A 17,722-nucleotide genomic window follows, 5' to 3' on the forward strand; every position below is an offset into this window, starting at 1 on the left:
CGAACCAACCTGCCGCTAGCAGCGTCGCCGCCCTCGTTGTGGCGCCATATAGACCCCACAATCCAAAACTGTCAACGCAGTTTCGTAAAAATTCAGGAATTTTCTTTCCACAGACAATATGGTCCTTTTTAACCAAATATCAACCGCGAAAAACTGGCGATTCGAACGGTTGCGACGATTCCATGACAGTTACCATGACAATTGGATGAACGAGCATGAAGCCTATGCCCTATATTCTGGCAGTTGATGGCGGCGGCACCGGATGCCGGGCGCTGCTTGCCGACAGCAATGGCGACCCTATAGGCCGGGGCACGAGCGGCGCCGCCAATATTGGCGCCGACCCGGCAACGGCTCTGGATAATATAATGCGCGCGGCGACGCTGGCTGCACACGATGCGGGGCTGGATGTTTCTATATTGAGTGAGACCTGCGCCGTGTTGGGGCTCGCCGGCGCAAACTCGCTTGCCGACAAGGATCGCGTGGAACAGAGCCTGCCCTTCGGCAAGGTGAAGATCGTTTCCGACGCTGTTACCGCCCTGCAAGGTGCGCTCGGTCCGGATGACGGTGCTATCGTCATTCTCGGCACCGGATCGGTCTTCGTTAGAAGAGAACAGGACGTATTCGAGATTGTCGGCGGGCGCGGCTTCATGCTGAGCGATCATGCGGGCGGCGCGCGGCTTGGCCGCGAACTTCTTGAAGAGACGCTGCTTGCTCTGGACGGCATGACCGACCGTACGGAACTTGCCGATACCGTGCTGGCGCGGTTCAGCGGCGACCTTCGCCAGATCATCACCTTCTCGCGCGCGGCGACGGCCGCCGACTACGCCGCCTTCGCTCCCATCGTTTTCGACTATGCGCATAAGGGCGATGTGCTCGGCCTTTCGATCCTGCAACGCGCCTGCTCTTATATTGGCCGCGGTCTGGACCGGCTCGGCATTGAAACGCTTGGCCGGTTCAGTCTGACGGGAGGCCTCGCCCCATCCTATACAGCACTGCCATTTCTACCGCACCGTGAACTCTTTCGCCCCGCGCTTGGCGATGCGTTGCAGGGAGCATTATCGCTCGCTTTGCAGACAAATGGAGAAGCTTAACCACCGGAGCGCCTGCGTCCTCCCGGATGCTCCACACTATTGAAGTCACGCATCCTGCTTGCCGAAAATCGATTCCGATTTTCGGGCAGATGCTGTAGCGGCAAAAAGACTTGTCGCGGCGGGGTTTACCCCCTAACTTCTTATATGCAGGCTATGACCTGATCTTGCGAAACGGTGCCGGTTAAAGTCGGCGGCGTGTGTGGTGTATTCTTTTCATGCATTTCCGGACGGAAACCGGTTTCCGTTCTTCGAGGAAATGCTCCACAGGGGTGGCATGCTGACTAAAAAGGGCAAATATGGCCTGAAAGCCATGGTGCATCTGGCAGGCGTTACAGATGGACAACTGGTTTCGGCCAGCGAAATCGCCGAAAAACACCATATACCACGCAAGTTTCTCGACAATATTTTCACCGAGCTTCGCAATGCTGGCTTCGTGCTGAGCCGCAAGGGCAAGGGCGGCGGCTTCTGCCTGGCCCGCCCGGCCAACGAAATTGCCATCGGCAATATCATCCGCGCACTCGACGGCGCGCTTGCCCCCATCGCCTGCGCCAGCAAGACGGATTATCGCCCCTGCGACGATTGCGATGAGGACGAATGCGAGGTGCGCCATATGATGCTGGATGTGCGCGAAGCCATCGCCAGCGTTCTGGATCATCGGACGCTGGCCGACAGCAAGGCCATGGATATAGCCTCGCTGTCTAAATAGGTCTCAGGCGGCTGCCGACCAGTTCGGGAACGGATCGTTCAGCCCCGACCAGCGCTCCGGCACGAAGTCTTCTTCCTCAAGCAAACATTGATCCAGCTCGGCGATGAGCGCATCTTCCCGCATCGGATCGACGCCGATGAACACGATTTCCTGACGCCGATCGCCCCATATCTTATGGAAATACGGTTCCATGGCGCGCTGCCATTCGGGTTCCGCCGGCCAGTATTGCTTTGGCACGGACGACCACCAGCGCCCCCTTTTCCCGGTGCGCACCAATGCGCCCGCCTGACTGATTTCACCGACAAAATCAGGCCGGGTGGCAAGCCAGAAGAAGCCCTTTGCCCGCACCACACCCGGCCAGCCCTTGTCGATAAACGACTGGAACCGTTCTGGATTAAAGGGACGCCGCGCGCGATAGACGAAGGAGCGAACGCCATATTCCTCGGTCTCGGGCGTATGCGAGGCAAAGCCATGCAGCTCCTTGTACCAGAGCGGATGCTCATGCGCCTTGTTGAAGTCGAAGAGCTTCGTATCCAGTATGGCGTCGAGCGTCACTTCACCGAAATCGACCTCCTCGATGCGGGCATCGGGATTGAGCGAGCGGATGACCTTATGCGCCAGATTACGCTCTTCTTTTGAAGCGGTCGATATCTTGTTCAGCACGACGACGTCGGCGAACTCGATCTGTTCGACCAGAAGATCGACAAGCGTGCGCTCGTCCTCCTCGCCAAGGGATTCGCCGCGATCACGCAGAAAATCGCTCGACGCATAGTCTTTCAGCAGATTGGCGGCATCCACAACCGTCACCATCGTATCGAGCCGGGCGACATCCGAAAGACTGTTGCCCTTCTCGTCGCGAAACTCGAACGTGGCGGCAACCGGCAACGGCTCGGCTATCCCGGTCGATTCGATCAGCAGGTAGTCGAAGCGCCCCTGCGCTGCCAGTTGCGAAACCTCTTTCAGGAGATCGTCGCGCAATGTGCAGCAGATGCAGCCATTGGTCATTTCAACCAGCTGTTCATCCGTGCGGGAGAGATTGGCGCCGCCCTCACGAACGAGGGCGGCATCGATATTCACTTCACTCATATCATTGACGATCACCGCGACGCGGCGGTTCTCGCGATTATTGAGCACGTGATTGAGAAGTGTGGTCTTTCCGGCCCCGAGGAAGCCGGACAGGACCGTAACGGGCAGCCTCTTTCTCATGACTCCGTTCCTCATCAAAAACTGGTCAATCGTGGTGGTGGTGATCGAGATTGAAGGTCAGCGTGGTGAAATAGCTGAGCTTGTCCGCTTCCTTTGAACCAGACAGCGGCCTGGAATAGCCCGCCCCGACGACATTGAGACCCGCATTGCGGATATTGATCCTGGCGATGCCTTCCGCGTCGGTCTTTACCGGTGCCGCATGGCTGTCATTGACATAATCCGCCGTGACCTCGACGCCTTCCACCGGCTTTCCGTCAAACAGAACCTGCACGGGAAGCTCGTTGCCTGCCTGCAATATGGTCGGGTCCATCAGGGGGACGATTTCAAACGGCAGGCCCTGCGGCTCAGGCTTCCTGCGCAAATGATCGAGAATAGCGATGGCAAATTTCTGGCTGTGGCTGGACTGTTTTGCGCCCGGCACTTCCGATTTCGGCTTGTTCACCCACTTGCCATCCGGCCCTTCGGCCCAGAAGCCATTGTCAAACGTGCCGCTGACCACGACCGCATCCTTGGACACGCCCAGCAGGGCATGATCGTTCTGCCGCCTGATTTCGACGGCGACATCCTTGCCCTCTCCGTTCCTGGCCGTAACCGTCTTCAGCTTCTGCGGATCATAGGCCTCGTCGCTTGCACCATGACCGTAAACGACAGCCTGCGTTCCGTGGCGCTCGGCAATCCAGATGCCATGCGCCCCTGCAACGGCTGGGGCAAGAAAAGTCAAAACGGCGCCAGCCTGAAGTGCTTTCGCAATGCTACGCATTTTCTTCTCCTTTAATGTTATACCATAACAGTTTTGATGGTAAAAATGGGCGGTTGGAGCCGCCCTTCTGTGTTTCAGCAAGTTCGTAAAACCGCTTGGCGCTTGATGATGCGCCAAACCGCATATTCCGGAGTGCCGGGCTGTCGGTAGGTTACAGCCCGGCACATTTGCAACCACTTTCCGAGTGCCCAAGCACTCAGTTCCAAGGGCGGTCACAGCTGTTACTTTGACAGACAACCTTTCAGGGAATCGGCCAGATTACGGATGAGCTGCGGATAAAGGTCGGGACCGTCCTTCAATTCCGCACCCAGAGGATCAAGAACGCCGGTCTTGGCATCCGTCCCGTCGATAACGGTTTTCACCAGCTTCGGCTCGAACTGCGGTTCGGAGAACACGCAGGCTGCGCCGAGCGATTTGATCTTCTCGTGAATTTCCTTGATGCGCGCAGCGCCCGGCGCCTTTTCCGGGCTGACCGTGATCGATCCAGCCGCCTTCACGCCGAAGCGATTTTCGAAATACTGATAGGCGTCATGGAAGACGATGAACGGCTTGTCCTTCACCGGCTCCAGTTCGCTGGCGACTTCCTTGGTCAGCACGTCGAGCTTCTCGCCATAGTCCTTGGCATTCTTTTCATATTGCGCGGCGTGTTCCGGGTCGCTTTCGGCGAGCGTTTTTGCAATATCCGCCGCCAGAACCTTTCCGTTCTGCGGATCGAGCCAGAAATGCAGATCATATTCACCATGGCCATGGTGATGGTCGTGTCCACTTTCCGACGCGTCGGTCGCATGGTTATGACCTTCGGCACCGTGGTCATGCCCCTCATGCCCATGGTCATGCGCTTCAAACGGGCCGCCTTCACGGAACTTCAGCTTCGTCAGGCCATCGGCTTCGCCAAGCGCAACAACCTTCGCGCCATCGCCCAGCGTATCGATCGGCTTGTCGAGGAAGGTTTCCATCGACGGACCAGCCCAGAAAATCACCTTGGCGTGCTCGATTGCCTCTGCGTCGGATGGTTTCAGGCTGTAGACATGCTCGGAACCCGCACCCTGAACGATCAGCTTCGGCTCGCCCACGCCCTGCATGACCGCCGAAACAATCGAATGAAGCGGCTTGATCGACACGACGACGCCATCGCGCTCTGCGGCCAGCGAGACAGTTGCCGTACCGGCCAGAAATACCGAGGCGAGGAGGAGGGAGCGAAGATGTTTCATGGTCTCTCTCTTGTAGAATTGGGGAAAGGTATCATATCCAAGTGATATGTTATTTTATAACGTCTGTTGCGTTATGCTATAACGTCTGTCATAAGGTGAGGCAACCCCCATTCTGGAAAAAATCGCAGCGGCGGATCATCCAAGCGTGGGACGAGAACGTGCAGGCAGTGAAAGCCCGGAACAGATGAGCAGGAAGACCGCCCTCCCCGCCGAAAAGGCGCGGGAAACATTGATCGAACTGAAAGGCGCCGGCGTCTATCGCGACGGGCGCTGGCTCGTGCGCAATGTCGACCTGAGTGTTGAGCGCGGGGAGATCGTGACCCTGATCGGTCCGAATGGCGCGGGCAAGAGCACCGCCGCCAAGATGGCGCTGCGTATCCTGAAACCGGACGAAGGCAGAGTGATCCACGCGCAGGGTCTGCGCATCGGCTATGTGCCGCAGAAGATCAATATCGACCGCACGCTGCCGCTTTCCGTCGAGCGCCTGATGACGCTGACAGGACCTCTCTCACGCAAGGATATTGAGACGGCATTGGAAGTGGTCGGCATTCCGCATCTTGCAAAGGCCGAGATCGCCAACCTGTCGGGCGGTGAGTTTCAGCGCGCCTTGATGGCGCGTGCGCTTGCCCGCAAGCCGGACCTCATGGTGCTGGACGAGCCGGTGCAGGGCGTCGACTTCTCCGGCGAAGCCGCCCTCTACGAACTGATCGCGAAGCTGCGCGACGATACGGGCTGCGGCGTGCTTTTGATTTCGCACGACCTGCATCTGGTCATGGCGGCGACCGACCGGGTCATCTGCCTCAATGGCCATGTCTGCTGTAGCGGAACGCCGCGCGACGTAACGGCAAGCCCCGAATATATGCGGCTGTTCGGCAGCCGTGCCGTCGGGCCGCTTGCCGTTTATGAGCATCACCACGATCACACGCATCTGCCTGACGGGCGCGTGCTTCATGCCGACGGTTCCGTGACCGATCACTGCCACGCCGATGATGGCCATCATCATGAGCACGAACATCATCACGAAGGGAGCGCGCCCCGTGCTTGACGATTTCTTCACCCGCGCCATCATCGCCGGTGTCGGACTGGCGCTCACCACCGGCCCGCTCGGCTGCTTCATCGTCTGGCGGCGCATGGCCTATTTCGGCGACACCATGGCCCATTCCGCGCTGCTCGGCGTGGCGCTGGCGCTCATTTTCGACATCAATCTAATGATCGGCGTCTTCGCGGTTGCGGTGGCGATTTCAGCCATTCTGCTGCTCCTGCAGCGCCGCCACACATTATCGGCAGACTCGCTCCTCGGCATCCTGTCCCATGCCACGCTGTCGCTTGGCCTCGTTCTCGTGGCCTTCATGACATGGGTGCGTGTCGACCTGCTGTCGTTCCTGTTCGGCGATATTCTGGCCGTCTCGCGGATGGATATCGCCTTCATCTACGGCGGCGGAATATTCGTGCTGGCGGTTCTGGCCTGGTTGTGGCGCCCTTTCCTTGCTGCCACCGTCAGCGAAGATATCGCGCGTGCCGAAGGCATGAACCCGGCTTTGTCGCGTATTGTTTTCATGCTGCTTCTGGCCATTGTCATCGCCATTGCGATGAAGATCGTCGGAATTCTATTGATAACCTCGCTGCTCATCATTCCGGCAGCAACCGCACGCCGCTTTTCCTCAACGCCCGAACAGATGGCCATTCTGGCCTCGCTGATCGGAGCTGCAGGCGTCATCGGCGGACTTTATGGTTCCATTCATTTCGATACGCCGTCCGGCCCGTCCATCGTGGTCGCGGCGCTTGCCATTTTCATTTTGAGCCTGTTACCCCTACATAAGAGGGAACAAGCATCACCAAAACGGATCGCTGGACAATGAGCACGTATCACCATCATCACGCCCCGCAGGACCTGACCCGCAATCAGACACTGGTTTTCGACGTCTTGTCCAAGGCGGAAGGGCCACTCAGCGCCTATACGATCCTCGACCAGCTGCGTGACGACGGTTTTCGCGCGCCGCTGCAGGTCTATCGCGCATTGGAAAAGCTGCTCGACTATGGGCTGATCCATCGCCTCGAAAGCCTCAATGCCTTCGTTGCCTGCGCGCATCCGCAATGCCATCAGCAGGGTCTGGTGGCTTTCGCCATCTGCGAGAAATGCGGTCAGGTGACAGAATTCTCCGACGCGGCCATTGAGAATCTCGTCAGCGCATGGAGCCTTCAGAACGGTTTCAAGTCGCGCAAGACGACATTGGAACTGCGCGGGCTCTGCGAAGCCTGCGGGGAACACTGACAAACAGGAACCTGTTCAAGGTAACCATGTCCGCAGAAACCCGGTTTAAAACATGGCGCATCCGCAAGCGAAACCTGCTAGACTGATGAAAGGGGAATAGCAGGTAAGATTTTGATATGGCACGGGTTAAGCCATCCCACGAACGTCGCAGGGAAGAGAGACAGCGTACAAGGCTGCGCTCCGGAAAGATCGTGGGCCTCGACGGGCGCTTCATCATCGAATGCCATTTCAGCGATATCGCACCCCATGGCGCCAAGCTGAGAACTGTCGAAGTCCCGACCCTGCCCGAACGCTTCTGGCTGTTCGATGATTATTACGGTCGTGCGCTTCTGGCCCGTGTCGCCTGGCGCAATGGTCGTGAAATGGGTGTGGAACTCATATCCGACCCAGCTGTCACACCGCTGGACGAAGAGCGCCTCGCTGAGCTTGCAGGAAAATATTATTCGCTGTGACTGACAGGCTCTGCGTTTGCCTGCTTCTCCGGCTCATGTTTGGCCGGTGCGGTTCGTGTCGGCGTGCCGCGCATGTTCATGGCCCGGATTTCTTCCGCTGAAATATAGTTGAACTGCTCGACCAGAAGGTCCTTGATGACCGGCTCGGGGAACCGCGCGTTCAGATCGGTGATGATCGAGGCGCGCACATCCTCGAAGCTCACCTTCTCGACCTCTTTCGTATCAGAATAGCTGCCATAGAACTTGCGGAAGATTTCATCGCCGATGAAGAATTCGAGCGGCACAGTCAGCTTCTTGCGAATGCTCGAATCGACCGTATAGACGAGCTGCGTCACCACATAACCGGCGACGCCACCATTCGAGATGATCGGCACGCTCATTACATCTGTCTTGACATAATCCACGCCACCGAAACCACTGGTTGCGGCTTGCGCCCCATCCGAGGATGAGGCGTTCTGGCGAACCGCCAAGAAAAGCGAACCGAAAGCAACGGCGCAGATCCACAGACCGATGGCAATAATGCGGATCATCGTGCGTGACCGAGCCTCACGCTCTGCATGGAATAGGTGCCGTCGGCTTCCTGCGTTTCCAGCGCACCGCGAATGAGGTCGGCCAGTTCGCCAACGGCGCGCAGATGCAATTGCAGTGCTTCGCAATTCTTCTCAAGCTTCTGCTTCAGGCTGTCGAGCAGCGGCTGAAGCCGCTTCATCGTGGCCGGTTCGGCAGCGCTGGCTGCTTTCTTGATCGCCTTGTTGAAATCGTAAAGTCCGCGGCTCTTGCGGGCGTTGATTTCCGCGAGGTCGGGATTGCCGCCCTCCAGCAGCAGGCGCGTTTCGGTATCGATGACATCTTCCAGACGCTGGATCGCCCGCACGACCGGCTTTAATGTGGGGCTCTCGGCCGGTTCCTCTGCCAGCGCCTGACCCGGTTCGCTCGTCACAGCGATGATCGGCGAATCCTCTTGCGGCAGGCTGTTTTCAGAGCTTGTCTCGGTCATTTAGGGGTCCTCGGTTATGACGCTTGTCGTTACGGGCCAATCAGCCGCGCGCGCTATTGTTGTCGAGTTGCTTTTGAATGAGCTTGCGTTCGAAGCCATGCACGATGTCCTTCGACACGGCGTTTTCGCTCACCTGGTCTCCCAGATTATTGATTACGTCTCCTAACGCTATCGTCGCCGGCGCGTCTGCCCGCCCGTTGCGCGCCGCCTGTTCCTCAAGCAACCGGGCAATGCCGACACCGCCGCCATCCGCCATCTTGTTTGCCATGGCTTCCGCCATCATGGACTTCCAATATTCACCGGCAATCCCCTTCCCGAAGGTCGCCGTCGTCTCACTCGTAAACATCGACTGCACGAAGGATTGCAGCATGAAGGCCTCAAACTTGCGGTAGGCCGGATTGGCCACATTTTGCGCATCCGGTCGCACGCTGACCCCAGCCGCAAGGCTGTCGGAAAAGCTGGCGAAATTATCCCGCATCAGTCCACCGCTGGCGGCGGATGCCACCATGGTTGCCGATGCAGACGGCGCTCTCAACCGTTCCGCTGCCATACGATAGGCTTGCGGATCGGCGGCGCGCGCCACGTCCATCACCAGATCTGACGGCGGGTTGATCGCCATGCATCTCTTCCTTCTTCTGTTGATTGCACCATAATGGGTCAAACTTGACTGAAACTTGTGCGTGCGTTCAGCCTCGACTTTGCGCTCAATCAGGGTTTTGCGGCCTATTTGTCGTTTTCCGGCTAATAAATTCCTCGATCAGGCTGGAAAGTTCGCGCCGTTCGCGATCATTTTCAGCATCCGTCAGGCGATCTTCCAGCAAGCCGACCCGCCTCTGTTCCTGCAAAAGGGCCTTGCGCTGTGATTCGAGACGCTGTTCGAGCTGCTGCGATTCGGCGGCGTTGCTTCCAAGGCGCTTGATGAGCAGCGACGGATCGATATTGAGCGCATCGCCATCATAGCGACGGTCCTGCATGGCGATCAGCGCCTCACGCTCCTCATCCAGCGCGTTCTTGCGCGCATTGGCTGCAGCAAGAGCCTGTTCCAGCCGGGCGCTTCCGAGCTTTTGCAGTTCAATGAGCTTCTTGAGATTGCGCGGATTCGTCATAGCTGCCCTCAGAACAGCGCGCGCAACTGCGTCGCCGTTTCGTTGGTGAAAAAACGCAGGAGTTCCGGCAGGATGAAATAGACCACCAGCAGCCCTCCCCCCAGCACAAATGGCATCGATACGAAGTAAACCGGGATGGTCGGCGTCAGCTTGTTGACCAGGCCGATGGCGAAGTTGACGAGAATCGCAAAAACGATGAAGGGCGCCGCGATGCGCAGCGTTGCCAGAAAAGCCGCCGACAGCGCATCGGTGAAATCGATCATCGCCGCGTCGGGCCGGAACTGCCCGTCAACGGGAATCGCGACATAGGAATTGAGCAGCGCCCGAAAAATTTCCAGATGCATGTCGGTAATGAAGAACAGGAACAGAGCGCTGAAGGTGACGATGGTTGCAAGCGTCGCCTGCGGTTCGCTTTCCGTGATGGCATCGGCAGGGGAACCGGAATAACCGACGGAAACCGCCATCGTGCTGGCCATGAATTGCAGCGCCCAGAAATAGATATGCGCCAGAATGCCGATCACTGCGCCGACGAACATTTCGCTCGCCATCAGGCGGAACAGGGTCCATGGCTGCCCGGCATCGACAACGGTAACGATACGCTGCAGCACCAGCGGCAGGACCGCGAAGGAACAGGCGAGAGCGATGTAGAGCCTGACCTGCAACGGAATGCGCGCACTCGAAAGCCCCGGCATCAGCATGAGGCACGCGCCGATGCGGCAGAACGCCAGAACGGCGGCCAGGATGATCTCGTTAAGCGGCAGTTGCGCGACAGGCACTCAAGGCCCTTTCATCGTATGAAGCAATAACTACTCCCCTCGCCCTTCGATCCTTCGAGACGCCAAACCTCGACAAGCTCGGCATGGCTCCTCAGGATGAGGGGCGTGGGAGCCAAGACTTTTTCCTCGTCCCTAAGGAGACGCGCCTTAAACGCATATGCGGGCGTCTCCGACCTCTCCAACCCTCGCGCCCCCTCATCCTGAGGAGGTGCCCTGAGCGGAGCGAAGGGAACCGTCTCGAAGGACGAGGGGGCGCTCGGTCATTGACTATGAAATCGCACCGAGCGACTTCACCTCCACGCCACGGGCGATTTCGACATGGGACAAGACCGGCAGGGTGGCGAACAGCCGCTCGATAATCATGCGAATATAGGGCCGCGCTTCCGGCGAGGAAACCAGCACGAAGCGCTCGCCATTGTCGAAATGCTTGCGTATGACGGTGGAGGCTTCCGTGCCGAACTGTTCCAGCAAACGCGGATCGATATCGAATTCGACGATTTCGCCCTTGGCGTCACGCTTGAGGCTCTGGTGGAAAACCAGATCCCAGCGATTGCCGAGGCGCAGAACGTTCAGCACGCCATTGTCGGACAGATCGCCGCAAATCTGCTGCGCCATGCGCATGCGGACATGTTCCACGATCATTTCCGGGCGTCGGACGAGCGGCGCGATTTCCGCAATGGCTTCTAGGATCAGATGCAGGTTGCGGATGGAAATGCGCTCCGCGAGCAGAAGCTTCAGCACCGCCTGCAAGCCCGAATAGGAAATATGCGACGGGCAGATATCTTCCAGAAGCTTGCGATATTCCGGCCCCAGACGGTCCAGCAGAATGCGCATATCCTTGTAGGACAGAAGCTGGGCCAGATTGTTGCGCACGATTTCGCTCAAATGCGTCAGCAGGACCGAGAGATTGTCCACGGTCATGTAGCCATCGCGGCGCAGATCGGATGCAAAGGTTTCCGGCACGGAATAGGCGCGCATACCGAAGGCCGGTTCGCGCACTTCCTCGCCCGGAATGGATGGAATCGGGCGGTCACCAAGCACGACAAGCGTTTCACCGACGCGCAGCTCGTGGCTGGCGACCGCCGTGCCGTGTATCTTGATGCGATAGCTTTTCGGCGGCAGCGCGATGTCGTCCGTGACCTTGATTTCGGGGATGACGAATCCGTATTCCTGCGCAAACTTGCGGCGCATCTTGTTGACGCGGTGCGCCAGTTCCTGCTGCGATGCGATCAGGCGGGCGGAAAGCTGCTTGCCGAGGCAAAGCTCGATCTGGTTGGTTTCGAGCGATGCCTTGACGGAATTGCGCTCCTGCTCTTCCGCTTCGCGCTGCTTCTTGCCGGCCTCATTGGCTTCCGCCTCGCGCTGGCGCGCTTGTCGACGGGGCACGGCGATGCCGATGAAGGCCATCGCGCCACCCAGCATGAAGAACGGGAACGCTGGCAGGCCAGGCATGATGCCGAGGACGAAGAGCAGCATGGCCGCGACCAGAAGCGCCTTCGGATAGGCGCCGAGCTGGCCGAAGATCGCCTGATCGGCGGAGCCGCGCGTGCCGCCCTTCGACACCAGAAGACCGGCGGCAAGCGAGACTATCAGGGCCGGAATCTGTGTGACCAGACCATCGCCGACCGACAGCTTGGTGAAGACATCGGCGGCGTGCGCAATATCCATGTCGTGACGCGTGGCGCCGATGATGATGCCGCCGAAAATATTGACGGCGGTGATGATAAGACCGGCAATCGCATCGCCGCGTACGAATTTCGACGCGCCGTCCATCGAGCCGAAGAAGGAGCTTTCCTCTTCCAGCTCGCGGCGGCGGCGCTGCGCTTCCTTTTCATCGATCAGGCCGGAGGAAAGATCGGCATCGATGGCCATCTGCTTGCCGGGAATGGCGTCGAGGGTGAAGCGCGCGCCAACTTCAGCAATACGTGTCGCGCCCTTGGTGATGACGAGGAAGTTGACGATGATGAGAATGCAGAAAACGACCAGACCGATGACGAAGTCGCCGCCCATCACGAATTGCGAGAAGCCATGGATCACATGGCCGGCAGCAAGATAGCCTTCGTTGCCGTGGGTGAGAATCACGCGTGTCGTCGCGATATTCAGCGACAATCGCATCATGGTGGCGATCAGCAGTACCGTCGGAAAGGCGGAAAAGTCGAGCGGGCGCTGAATCCACAGCGCCACCATCAGGATCAGGACCGAGAAGGCGATCGAAAATGCCAGGCCGATATCCAGCACGACAGCCGGAACAGGCAGGAAAAGCACCGTCAGGATGATGATGATGCCGACCGCCAGCCCCATATCGCTGCCGGTCAGAAGTCCGCTTTTCATGAAAGGTTTAGCCGCTGCCTGCTGCACGTCTGTCTCCTGTTACGAAGCGGACACTAGCTTGCGAAGCTTGCGCGAAGGCTGCGCGGGAAATCCCAAAGCCTTTCCGAAATATCTACCAAGGAGTTGGCGTTGACGGTTTTGCCACTCGGGGGAACTCTGCGCCCTTTGAAAGAACAGATCATGGATAGATGCGTGAGCAGCCGCAGCCAGCCCGACGAAACAGTTTTATTCGGCTGGTATGACGGCTCTCCCGACCCGGATGAAATCGCCGCGTTTTTCGCCCGCAATGCCGGATCGACCTATATTTCTCATACGGATATCCAGTGGGGCCGTGCGCTGGACGCCCAAAGGTGGAGTCCCGATCTGCACCGGAAGATTGCCGATCTCGCCATCGAGGCCAAGGGGCGTGGCAATGAGAGGTCGCCGGGGATTCGCCTTGTCACCGCCAGAACCGGCCCCGCATTGGCGGGCATCGCCTTTCTGACGGCGCGGCCCGACGCGGACCGGCCTTATGCGATACTGGAGGACCTGCTGGTCGGCAGCGACCATCGCGGCAGGGGGATCGGCTCATCCATGCTGCAATGGGTGCGGGATCAGTGCCGCCTTGCCGGTATCGAAAAGATGTTTCTTGAAAGCAATCTCGGCAATGAACGTGCCCATGCGCTGTTTCACCGGCTGGGCTTCACGCCGCTTTCGGTCGTCATGTCCTGCGACCTGTGACGGCGATCAGAACCCCTTCTCGATGCGGGAATAGGCGAGCAGCGTGAAGGAATTGATCTGCGCACCGACAAAGGGCGCGGTGAGCGCCAGCACAACGAAAATGACGATGATCTTCGGCACGAAGGTCAGCGTCATTTCCTGAATCTGCGTCAGCGCCTGAAAAAGCGCTATGCCGATGCCCGCAAGCATGGCGGCAAGCACCGCCGGGCCGCTTGCCATAAGCACGGTCCAGATGGCGGAATTGATGATATCAAGCGCGTCGGCTTCGTTCACCGCACCATGTCCTAACTGATCTTGACGCCCTGGCCGATCAGCAGCGTCTTGCCGTCTTCCAGTTCGGCCAGCATGCCGTTGGACTGGATGGTCACGGACTTCACGACGCCCGAAATGCTGCCATCGGCATTGGTCAGCGTGCGGCCGATCCAGCCTTCGGCCTGCGTCAGAGACGTGTTGGCGATCAGCGTTTCAAGCTTGCTGTTCATCTGCACGGCCTGCTCGACATTGGAGAAGGTCGCAAGCTGCGAAACATATTGCGTCGCGTCCATCGGCTGCGTCGGGTCCTGGTTCTGCATCTGCGTCACCAGAAGCTTGAGGAAGGAATTATAGTCGACGCTTGCCTTGTTGGCCGCCGAATTGCTGTTGTTCGTCGTGTTGTTATTCGTCGTATTCGCGCCAATCGGCGGTGTCGTGGTCATGGGTTTGCCTCCGCGGATTTCCGGGTTTTGAGCACGGGCAAAGCCGGGCTTTCATGGCCCATCAGTTCGGCCTCGCGTGGATATTGCGCGCGAATGGTCTTGAGCGCCTCGAAAATGCGCCCGTTATGAACCAGTTCGTCAACCAGCTTCAGCGCATTGAGGATTTCCGCATCCTTGAAGGTCGAAAACATGCCCTTCAGCATCTGCGCGAAGGTGCGGTGCGCCTCTTCGCGCATGGCCGGTTCGATCAGCATCATCTGCGCGGCGAAATAAAGCTGGCGCAGCGGCGTCGTCGTATCCTCCGGCTGGAGAACATGGTTTTCCAGAAGGAAGGTCGCATCGTTCAGAAGCTCGAGCGAAACCTTGCGGTCGGCTCTCAGCACAGCGCCGTTGATGAAGATTCTCTCGCCCGCGCGCAGCGAAAGGCGAATGGCCGGTTTTCCGTTTGGAGCCATTTCAAAGTCCATCCCGGATCGATTGCGTGATCTCGATCACCGTGGCGTAATCATTGCTTTCGCCCTGACGGATACGCTCGATTTCCTTCAGCACGAAAATACCGACGGAAATGATCGCCGCCTTCAGTTCCTTCGGCAGCACGTTTTCCTCAGACCCCAGATCGTCGATGATCGTGGTCCAGAGCTTGGTGGTGAAATAGGCCGCGTCGATCCCTTCCCGTGAACCGGCGCCATTTGCCTTCGCCGCCTCAAGCATCGCGATGGAACGGTCGAACAGCGCCCGTTCCCGTTCCTTGGCGCTCGCCATATCGTCATTCATGACATCTTCGTAGCGCATCTGATACATGGTATCTCCGTCTATCAGTTCGGACGGGCTCGCATCATGCTGCGTCCGTCCTCATTTCATCTCAACTATCTGAGATAGTTGAGCAGGCTCATATTCTGCAGCTGAACCGTCAGCGAATAGGATGTTTCGATCTGCGTCTTCAACGCATTCACGCGCGTCGCCGCTTCGTAAGGATCGACTTCTTCCAGATTGAGCACGGACTGGTTCAGGATCTTTTGCTGTGCCGCAATGCGCGTGGTGGCAGCCTCGGTGCGCGACTGGGCAAGACCGAGCGTCGTCTGCTCCGACGTCGTTTCGGTGATCGCCGTCGTCGTGGTCTGCATGGCCTGATGCGTCAGGGCTTCAAAAGCCGAACTGTTGAGGCCGATGGTTGCAAATTCCGCCACCATGACCGCCGACATGATCGTCTTGCGGAACCCGTCCGCATTGGCCGAGATCGACGTATCGGCGGTTTCGGTCGGCGAAATCCGGCTCTTAATGACCGTGTCCGATGCATCCGACCAGTTTGCGGCCCAGTTGGCATCGTTGAACTGATCGGCAAAATCGCCTTCCAGGAAGGCTTTCATCTCATCGCCAGTGATGTTCGCCACCTGCGGATCATCGATGGCGAAGCCGAAATGATCCTGAAACGCCTGGCGCACGGCGGTCTGCGCGGCGCTGCCCTCGGTATAGTCGGCAACCGGCTTCACATCGGTGTTCACACCGGCAAAGATATATTCGCCATTATAGCTGGTGTTGAGCAGGCCGGTGACGGAATCGAGAATGGATTTTGCCGATTTTGCAACGGTCGCAGCGCTTTCAGCGGTATTGTTGGCGCCCGTCAGGTCGCCCAGAAAGGTCTGCGTGTTCTCGATGATCGTACCGGTTGCGGTTTGCGTCGCATTCATGCGCTGCTGCACCAGCTTGTTCATGTCGGTCAGCACGCTCAGACGATCATATTCCTTACGCAACGATATGGACTGTCCGGACTTGGAGCCGAGCGACAGGCCGACATCGAACACGGTTCCCGTGGTCGCTTCCTGCTGCGCCTTCAACATCTCGGCCTTGTTCTTCGCCACAAGGGCCCGGAGGGCTGACGTTGCGCCAAATGTGGAAATCGATTGCGCTTTCATTGGCCTCACACCGCGTTGAGAAGATCGTCGAGCATTGCGCTGATCGTGGTTAGCACCCGGCTCGATGCCTGGTAGGAATGTTCAAGATCGAGAAGCAGCGCCATTTCAGTGTCCATATCGACGCCGTTGGCGTTGGAAAGGGCGGCATCTGCCTGGCTGGCGACCGTCGCATTATAAGAGAATTCGCTGTTGGCCTTCTGGCGCTTGCCCTCAAGCCAGCTGATAGACGAGGCGCTGTAATCCGTCAGGCTTGCACTGGCGGCGAGACCCGCTGCCGGATCGAACGCCATCGGCTCGGAAAATGCCTCGTTCAGCGCGCGCAGGCGATCGCTGAAACCGGCAGCCCCGTCGGGATTGAACTGACCATTGACCCCATCGCGCAGCTTTGTCGGACTGCCGCCCTCCGACGTGACGAAGCTCGATGAAACCTGGATCGTCCCGGCATTTTCCGGTCCGCCCGGCCCACCAGCCCAGACGAAAAGCCCGTCATCGCCTTCCGCGAACATCGTCACCAGATTGCGTGCAATCTCATCGAGCTGCATCTGATATTGCGGGGCGATCTGATCGCGCAGTTGCAGCAAGCCGCTGAGCCGTCCCGTTCCATAAGGCTGGTCGAAGGTTTCGTGATTGAGCGGCACGCCATCCACCAGCACCGCCTTGCCAGCAATGCCCGGCGCCAGCACCGTCGATTGCTCGAAGCTCACCTTGCGCGCCGTCGTCTCGAACAGGGTCACGCCGTTTTCGGCAAAAATGACCATATCATTGTCGCCGCGCATCATGGTGGTGATGCCGATCTCGCCGGAAAGCTGTTTCAGGATCGCGTCACGCTGATCCATATAGTCGGAGACATCGCGATTGGCGCGCGTGCCGCCGACGATCTCCTGATTGACCTTTTCAAACTTGGCGAGAAGATCATTGATACTGGCGACGGAATCCGCGATTTCCCGGTCCGCATCGTTGCGCAGCAACTGGATCTGCCTAGTTCCGGCATTGAGCGCATTGGCAAGCGACTGCGCCGTGGATACCACACTGTCGCCAAGCGCGCTGTTGGAGGGCGCCGCGGCATAGGTCTGAAGCGCATCGCGCAGATCGCCGATCAGGGCCGATGGCGAGCCGGAATAATTGTCTGCCGAATAAAGCGACGAAAGGCGGTCGAGCCCGCCTGCGAGAATGGAAGAGGAGGAGGCCGTGCTGTTCGACTGGATGAACTTGTTGAACAAGGCTTCATCCGCCGAGCGGCTGATCCCTACGTAAAGGGAGCCGTAAGGCCCCGATACGAGAGAACTGGTGCGCCGGGAATAATCCGGATCGTTGGCCCTCGCAATATTGTTTGAGACAACGGAGGTCTGCTTGGACGTTGCCGCAAGCGAACTTTTGGCCGTCAGAAGAGCAGAACTAAGCGACATCTTACCCCATCCTACAAGTGCATCCCCGAAAGGCGCGAAGCGGTTTCGCGTCCGGAAATGCGGCTAAAATAAACGCTTGG

The 17,722-nt window shown here is 58.5% G+C and carries 23 protein-coding genes; 8 read left to right on the forward strand and 15 right to left on the reverse strand.

All coding sequences use genetic code 11. The annotated features are described in order from the left end of the window. From JNC70_RS20635 to JNC70_RS20645, 3 genes are all read left to right on the forward strand, one after another. Nucleotides 1–209, forward strand: a 209-nt coding sequence (locus JNC70_RS20635; RefSeq protein ID WP_211694876.1) for a hypothetical protein, incomplete at its 5' end; no start/stop codon positions are given. Between the two features lie 15 nt (nt 210–224). Next, nucleotides 225–1,091 carry a glucosamine kinase nucleotide-binding domain-containing protein gene (locus JNC70_RS20640; protein ID WP_104756743.1) on the forward strand — a complete coding sequence of 289 codons (867 nt, stop codon included), beginning with the start codon at nt 225–227 and terminating at the stop codon, nt 1,089–1,091. Nucleotides 1,092–1,365: 274 nt separating this feature from the next. Further along, nucleotides 1,366–1,797 (forward strand): RrF2 family transcriptional regulator, encoded by a 432-nt coding sequence (locus JNC70_RS20645; RefSeq protein ID WP_104756655.1) that lies wholly within the window; start codon nt 1,366–1,368, stop codon nt 1,795–1,797. A gap of 3 nt (nt 1,798–1,800) precedes the next feature. On the opposite strand, the gene zigA is transcribed toward JNC70_RS20645, so the two are convergent. The 3 genes from zigA to znuA all read right to left on the reverse strand — a co-directional run bounded on the left by zigA (nt 1,801) and on the right by znuA (nt 4,974). Beyond that, a complete protein-coding gene (gene zigA, locus JNC70_RS20650; RefSeq protein ID WP_104756656.1) occupies nt 1,801–3,003 on the reverse strand; it encodes a zinc metallochaperone GTPase ZigA in 1,203 nt (400 codons plus the stop codon). Between the two features lie 25 nt (nt 3,004–3,028). Then, nucleotides 3,029–3,763, reverse strand: a complete 735-nt coding sequence (locus JNC70_RS20655) for a DUF4198 domain-containing protein (protein WP_104756657.1) — start codon at nt 3,761–3,763, stop codon at nt 3,029–3,031. A gap of 221 nt (nt 3,764–3,984) precedes the next feature. Then, complete coding sequence (gene znuA, locus JNC70_RS20660) at nt 3,985–4,974, reverse strand: zinc ABC transporter substrate-binding protein ZnuA (RefSeq protein WP_104756658.1); 990 nt, start codon at nt 4,972–4,974, stop codon at nt 3,985–3,987. 184 nt (nt 4,975–5,158) lie between these two features. Between znuA and JNC70_RS20665 the strand changes: the two genes are divergently transcribed. The 4 genes from JNC70_RS20665 to JNC70_RS20680 all read left to right on the forward strand — a co-directional run bounded on the left by JNC70_RS20665 (nt 5,159) and on the right by JNC70_RS20680 (nt 7,698). After that, the gene (locus JNC70_RS20665) at nt 5,159–6,019 is read left to right on the forward strand and encodes an ATP-binding cassette domain-containing protein (protein WP_104756659.1); all 861 of its coding nucleotides are present in this window, start codon (nt 5,159–5,161) and stop codon (nt 6,017–6,019) included. Beyond that, on the forward strand, nt 5,976–6,833 hold the full coding sequence (znuB, locus tag JNC70_RS20670) for a zinc ABC transporter permease subunit ZnuB (protein WP_104756660.1): 858 nt from the start codon (nt 5,976–5,978) through the stop codon (nt 6,831–6,833). The genes JNC70_RS20665 and znuB overlap by 44 nt, the downstream gene beginning before the upstream one ends. After that, on the forward strand, nt 6,830–7,246 hold the full coding sequence (locus tag JNC70_RS20675; RefSeq protein ID WP_104756661.1) for a Fur family transcriptional regulator: 417 nt from the start codon (nt 6,830–6,832) through the stop codon (nt 7,244–7,246). Before znuB ends, JNC70_RS20675 begins: the two co-directional genes overlap by 4 nt. A 116-nt stretch (nt 7,247–7,362) precedes the next feature. Continuing rightward, a complete protein-coding gene (locus JNC70_RS20680) occupies nt 7,363–7,698 on the forward strand; it encodes a PilZ domain-containing protein (protein ID WP_104756662.1) in 336 nt (111 codons plus the stop codon). On the opposite strand, the gene JNC70_RS20685 is transcribed toward JNC70_RS20680, so the two are convergent. From JNC70_RS20685 to flhA, 6 genes are all read right to left on the reverse strand, one after another. Beyond that, nucleotides 7,686–8,228: a hypothetical protein gene (locus JNC70_RS20685; protein ID WP_104756663.1), complete on the reverse strand. Its 543-nt coding sequence runs from the start codon at nt 8,226–8,228 to the stop codon at nt 7,686–7,688. The two genes, JNC70_RS20680 and JNC70_RS20685, sit on opposite strands and share 13 nt — an antisense overlap. Beyond that, nucleotides 8,225–8,695, reverse strand: a complete 471-nt coding sequence (locus tag JNC70_RS20690) for a flagellar protein FlgN (protein ID WP_104756664.1) — start codon at nt 8,693–8,695, stop codon at nt 8,225–8,227. The genes JNC70_RS20685 and JNC70_RS20690 overlap by 4 nt, the downstream gene beginning before the upstream one ends. Before the next feature lie 40 nt (nt 8,696–8,735). Further along, complete coding sequence (locus JNC70_RS20695; RefSeq protein WP_104756665.1) at nt 8,736–9,314, reverse strand: rod-binding protein; 579 nt, start codon at nt 9,312–9,314, stop codon at nt 8,736–8,738. A gap of 85 nt (nt 9,315–9,399) precedes the next feature. After that, nucleotides 9,400–9,801: a hypothetical protein gene (locus JNC70_RS20700; RefSeq protein ID WP_104756666.1), complete on the reverse strand. Its 402-nt coding sequence runs from the start codon at nt 9,799–9,801 to the stop codon at nt 9,400–9,402. Nucleotides 9,802–9,809: 8 nt separating this feature from the next. Next, a complete protein-coding gene (gene fliR, locus JNC70_RS20705) occupies nt 9,810–10,577 on the reverse strand; it encodes a flagellar biosynthetic protein FliR (protein ID WP_104756667.1) in 768 nt (255 codons plus the stop codon). 267 nt (nt 10,578–10,844) lie between these two features. After that, entirely contained in the window at nt 10,845–12,908 is a 2,064-nt protein-coding gene (gene flhA, locus JNC70_RS20710; protein ID WP_208623482.1) for a flagellar biosynthesis protein FlhA, read from the reverse strand. 192 nt (nt 12,909–13,100) lie between these two features. Between flhA and JNC70_RS20715 the strand changes: the two genes are divergently transcribed. Beyond that, nucleotides 13,101–13,628 carry a GNAT family N-acetyltransferase gene (locus tag JNC70_RS20715; RefSeq protein WP_167394082.1) on the forward strand — a complete coding sequence of 176 codons (528 nt, stop codon included), beginning with the start codon at nt 13,101–13,103 and terminating at the stop codon, nt 13,626–13,628. A 6-nt stretch (nt 13,629–13,634) separates the two neighbouring features. Here JNC70_RS20715 and fliQ read toward each other — a convergent pair whose 3' ends face one another. From fliQ to flgK, 6 genes are all read right to left on the reverse strand, one after another. Continuing rightward, nucleotides 13,635–13,901 (reverse strand): flagellar biosynthesis protein FliQ, encoded by a 267-nt coding sequence (gene fliQ / locus JNC70_RS20720; RefSeq protein ID WP_104756670.1) that lies wholly within the window; start codon nt 13,899–13,901, stop codon nt 13,635–13,637. Nucleotides 13,902–13,912: 11 nt separating this feature from the next. Continuing rightward, nucleotides 13,913–14,323, reverse strand: a complete 411-nt coding sequence (flgD, locus tag JNC70_RS20725; protein WP_104756671.1) for a flagellar hook assembly protein FlgD — start codon at nt 14,321–14,323, stop codon at nt 13,913–13,915. Further along, nucleotides 14,320–14,778 (reverse strand): flagellar biosynthesis repressor FlbT, encoded by a 459-nt coding sequence (gene flbT, locus JNC70_RS20730; RefSeq protein ID WP_104756672.1) that lies wholly within the window; start codon nt 14,776–14,778, stop codon nt 14,320–14,322. Before flbT ends, flgD begins: the two co-directional genes overlap by 4 nt. A 1-nt stretch (nt 14,779) precedes the next feature. Next, a complete protein-coding gene (gene flaF / locus JNC70_RS20735) occupies nt 14,780–15,124 on the reverse strand; it encodes a flagellar biosynthesis regulator FlaF (protein ID WP_104756673.1) in 345 nt (114 codons plus the stop codon). A gap of 65 nt (nt 15,125–15,189) precedes the next feature. Then, a complete protein-coding gene (locus JNC70_RS20740; RefSeq protein ID WP_104756674.1) occupies nt 15,190–16,236 on the reverse strand; it encodes a flagellar hook-associated family protein in 1,047 nt (348 codons plus the stop codon). A gap of 5 nt (nt 16,237–16,241) precedes the next feature. After that, a complete protein-coding gene (gene flgK / locus JNC70_RS20745) occupies nt 16,242–17,642 on the reverse strand; it encodes a flagellar hook-associated protein FlgK (protein ID WP_104756675.1) in 1,401 nt (466 codons plus the stop codon). Nucleotides 17,643–17,722: the final 80 nt, after the last annotated feature.

It is taken from the genome of Brucella oryzae, assembly GCF_041929965.1.
Classification (GTDB): domain Bacteria; phylum Pseudomonadota; class Alphaproteobacteria; order Rhizobiales; family Rhizobiaceae; genus Brucella; species Brucella oryzae.

Excerpts from the sequence above, each read along its gene's own strand:
- JNC70_RS20640 (WP_104756743.1), top strand. The coding sequence starts at position 225 with ATGCCCTATATTCTGGCAGTTGATGGCGGCGGCACCGGATGCCGGGCG.
- JNC70_RS20645 (WP_104756655.1), top strand. The coding sequence starts at position 1,366 with ATGCTGACTAAAAAGGGCAAATATGGCCTGAAAGCCATGGTGCATCTG.
- zigA (WP_104756656.1), bottom strand. The coding sequence starts at position 3,003 with ATGAGAAAGAGGCTGCCCGTTACGGTCCTGTCCGGCTTCCTCGGGGCC.
- JNC70_RS20655 (WP_104756657.1), bottom strand. The coding sequence starts at position 3,763 with ATGCGTAGCATTGCGAAAGCACTTCAGGCTGGCGCCGTTTTGACTTTT.
- znuA (WP_104756658.1), bottom strand. The coding sequence starts at position 4,974 with ATGAAACATCTTCGCTCCCTCCTCCTCGCCTCGGTATTTCTGGCCGGT.
- JNC70_RS20665 (WP_104756659.1), top strand. The coding sequence starts at position 5,159 with ATGAGCAGGAAGACCGCCCTCCCCGCCGAAAAGGCGCGGGAAACATTG.
- znuB (WP_104756660.1), top strand. The coding sequence starts at position 5,976 with ATGAGCACGAACATCATCACGAAGGGAGCGCGCCCCGTGCTTGACGAT.
- JNC70_RS20675 (WP_104756661.1), top strand. The coding sequence starts at position 6,830 with ATGAGCACGTATCACCATCATCACGCCCCGCAGGACCTGACCCGCAAT.
- JNC70_RS20680 (WP_104756662.1), top strand. The coding sequence starts at position 7,363 with ATGGCACGGGTTAAGCCATCCCACGAACGTCGCAGGGAAGAGAGACAG.
- JNC70_RS20685 (WP_104756663.1), bottom strand. The coding sequence starts at position 8,228 with ATGATCCGCATTATTGCCATCGGTCTGTGGATCTGCGCCGTTGCTTTC.
- JNC70_RS20690 (WP_104756664.1), bottom strand. The coding sequence starts at position 8,695 with ATGACCGAGACAAGCTCTGAAAACAGCCTGCCGCAAGAGGATTCGCCG.
- JNC70_RS20695 (WP_104756665.1), bottom strand. The coding sequence starts at position 9,314 with ATGGCGATCAACCCGCCGTCAGATCTGGTGATGGACGTGGCGCGCGCC.
- JNC70_RS20700 (WP_104756666.1), bottom strand. The coding sequence starts at position 9,801 with ATGACGAATCCGCGCAATCTCAAGAAGCTCATTGAACTGCAAAAGCTC.
- flhA (WP_208623482.1), bottom strand. The coding sequence starts at position 12,908 with ATGAAAAGCGGACTTCTGACCGGCAGCGATATGGGGCTGGCGGTCGGC.
- flgD (WP_104756671.1), bottom strand. The coding sequence starts at position 14,323 with ATGACCACGACACCGCCGATTGGCGCGAATACGACGAATAACAACACG.
- flbT (WP_104756672.1), bottom strand. The coding sequence starts at position 14,778 with ATGGCTCCAAACGGAAAACCGGCCATTCGCCTTTCGCTGCGCGCGGGC.
- flaF (WP_104756673.1), bottom strand. The coding sequence starts at position 15,124 with ATGTATCAGATGCGCTACGAAGATGTCATGAATGACGATATGGCGAGC.
- JNC70_RS20740 (WP_104756674.1), bottom strand. The coding sequence starts at position 16,236 with ATGAAAGCGCAATCGATTTCCACATTTGGCGCAACGTCAGCCCTCCGG.
- flgK (WP_104756675.1), bottom strand. The coding sequence starts at position 17,642 with ATGTCGCTTAGTTCTGCTCTTCTGACGGCCAAAAGTTCGCTTGCGGCA.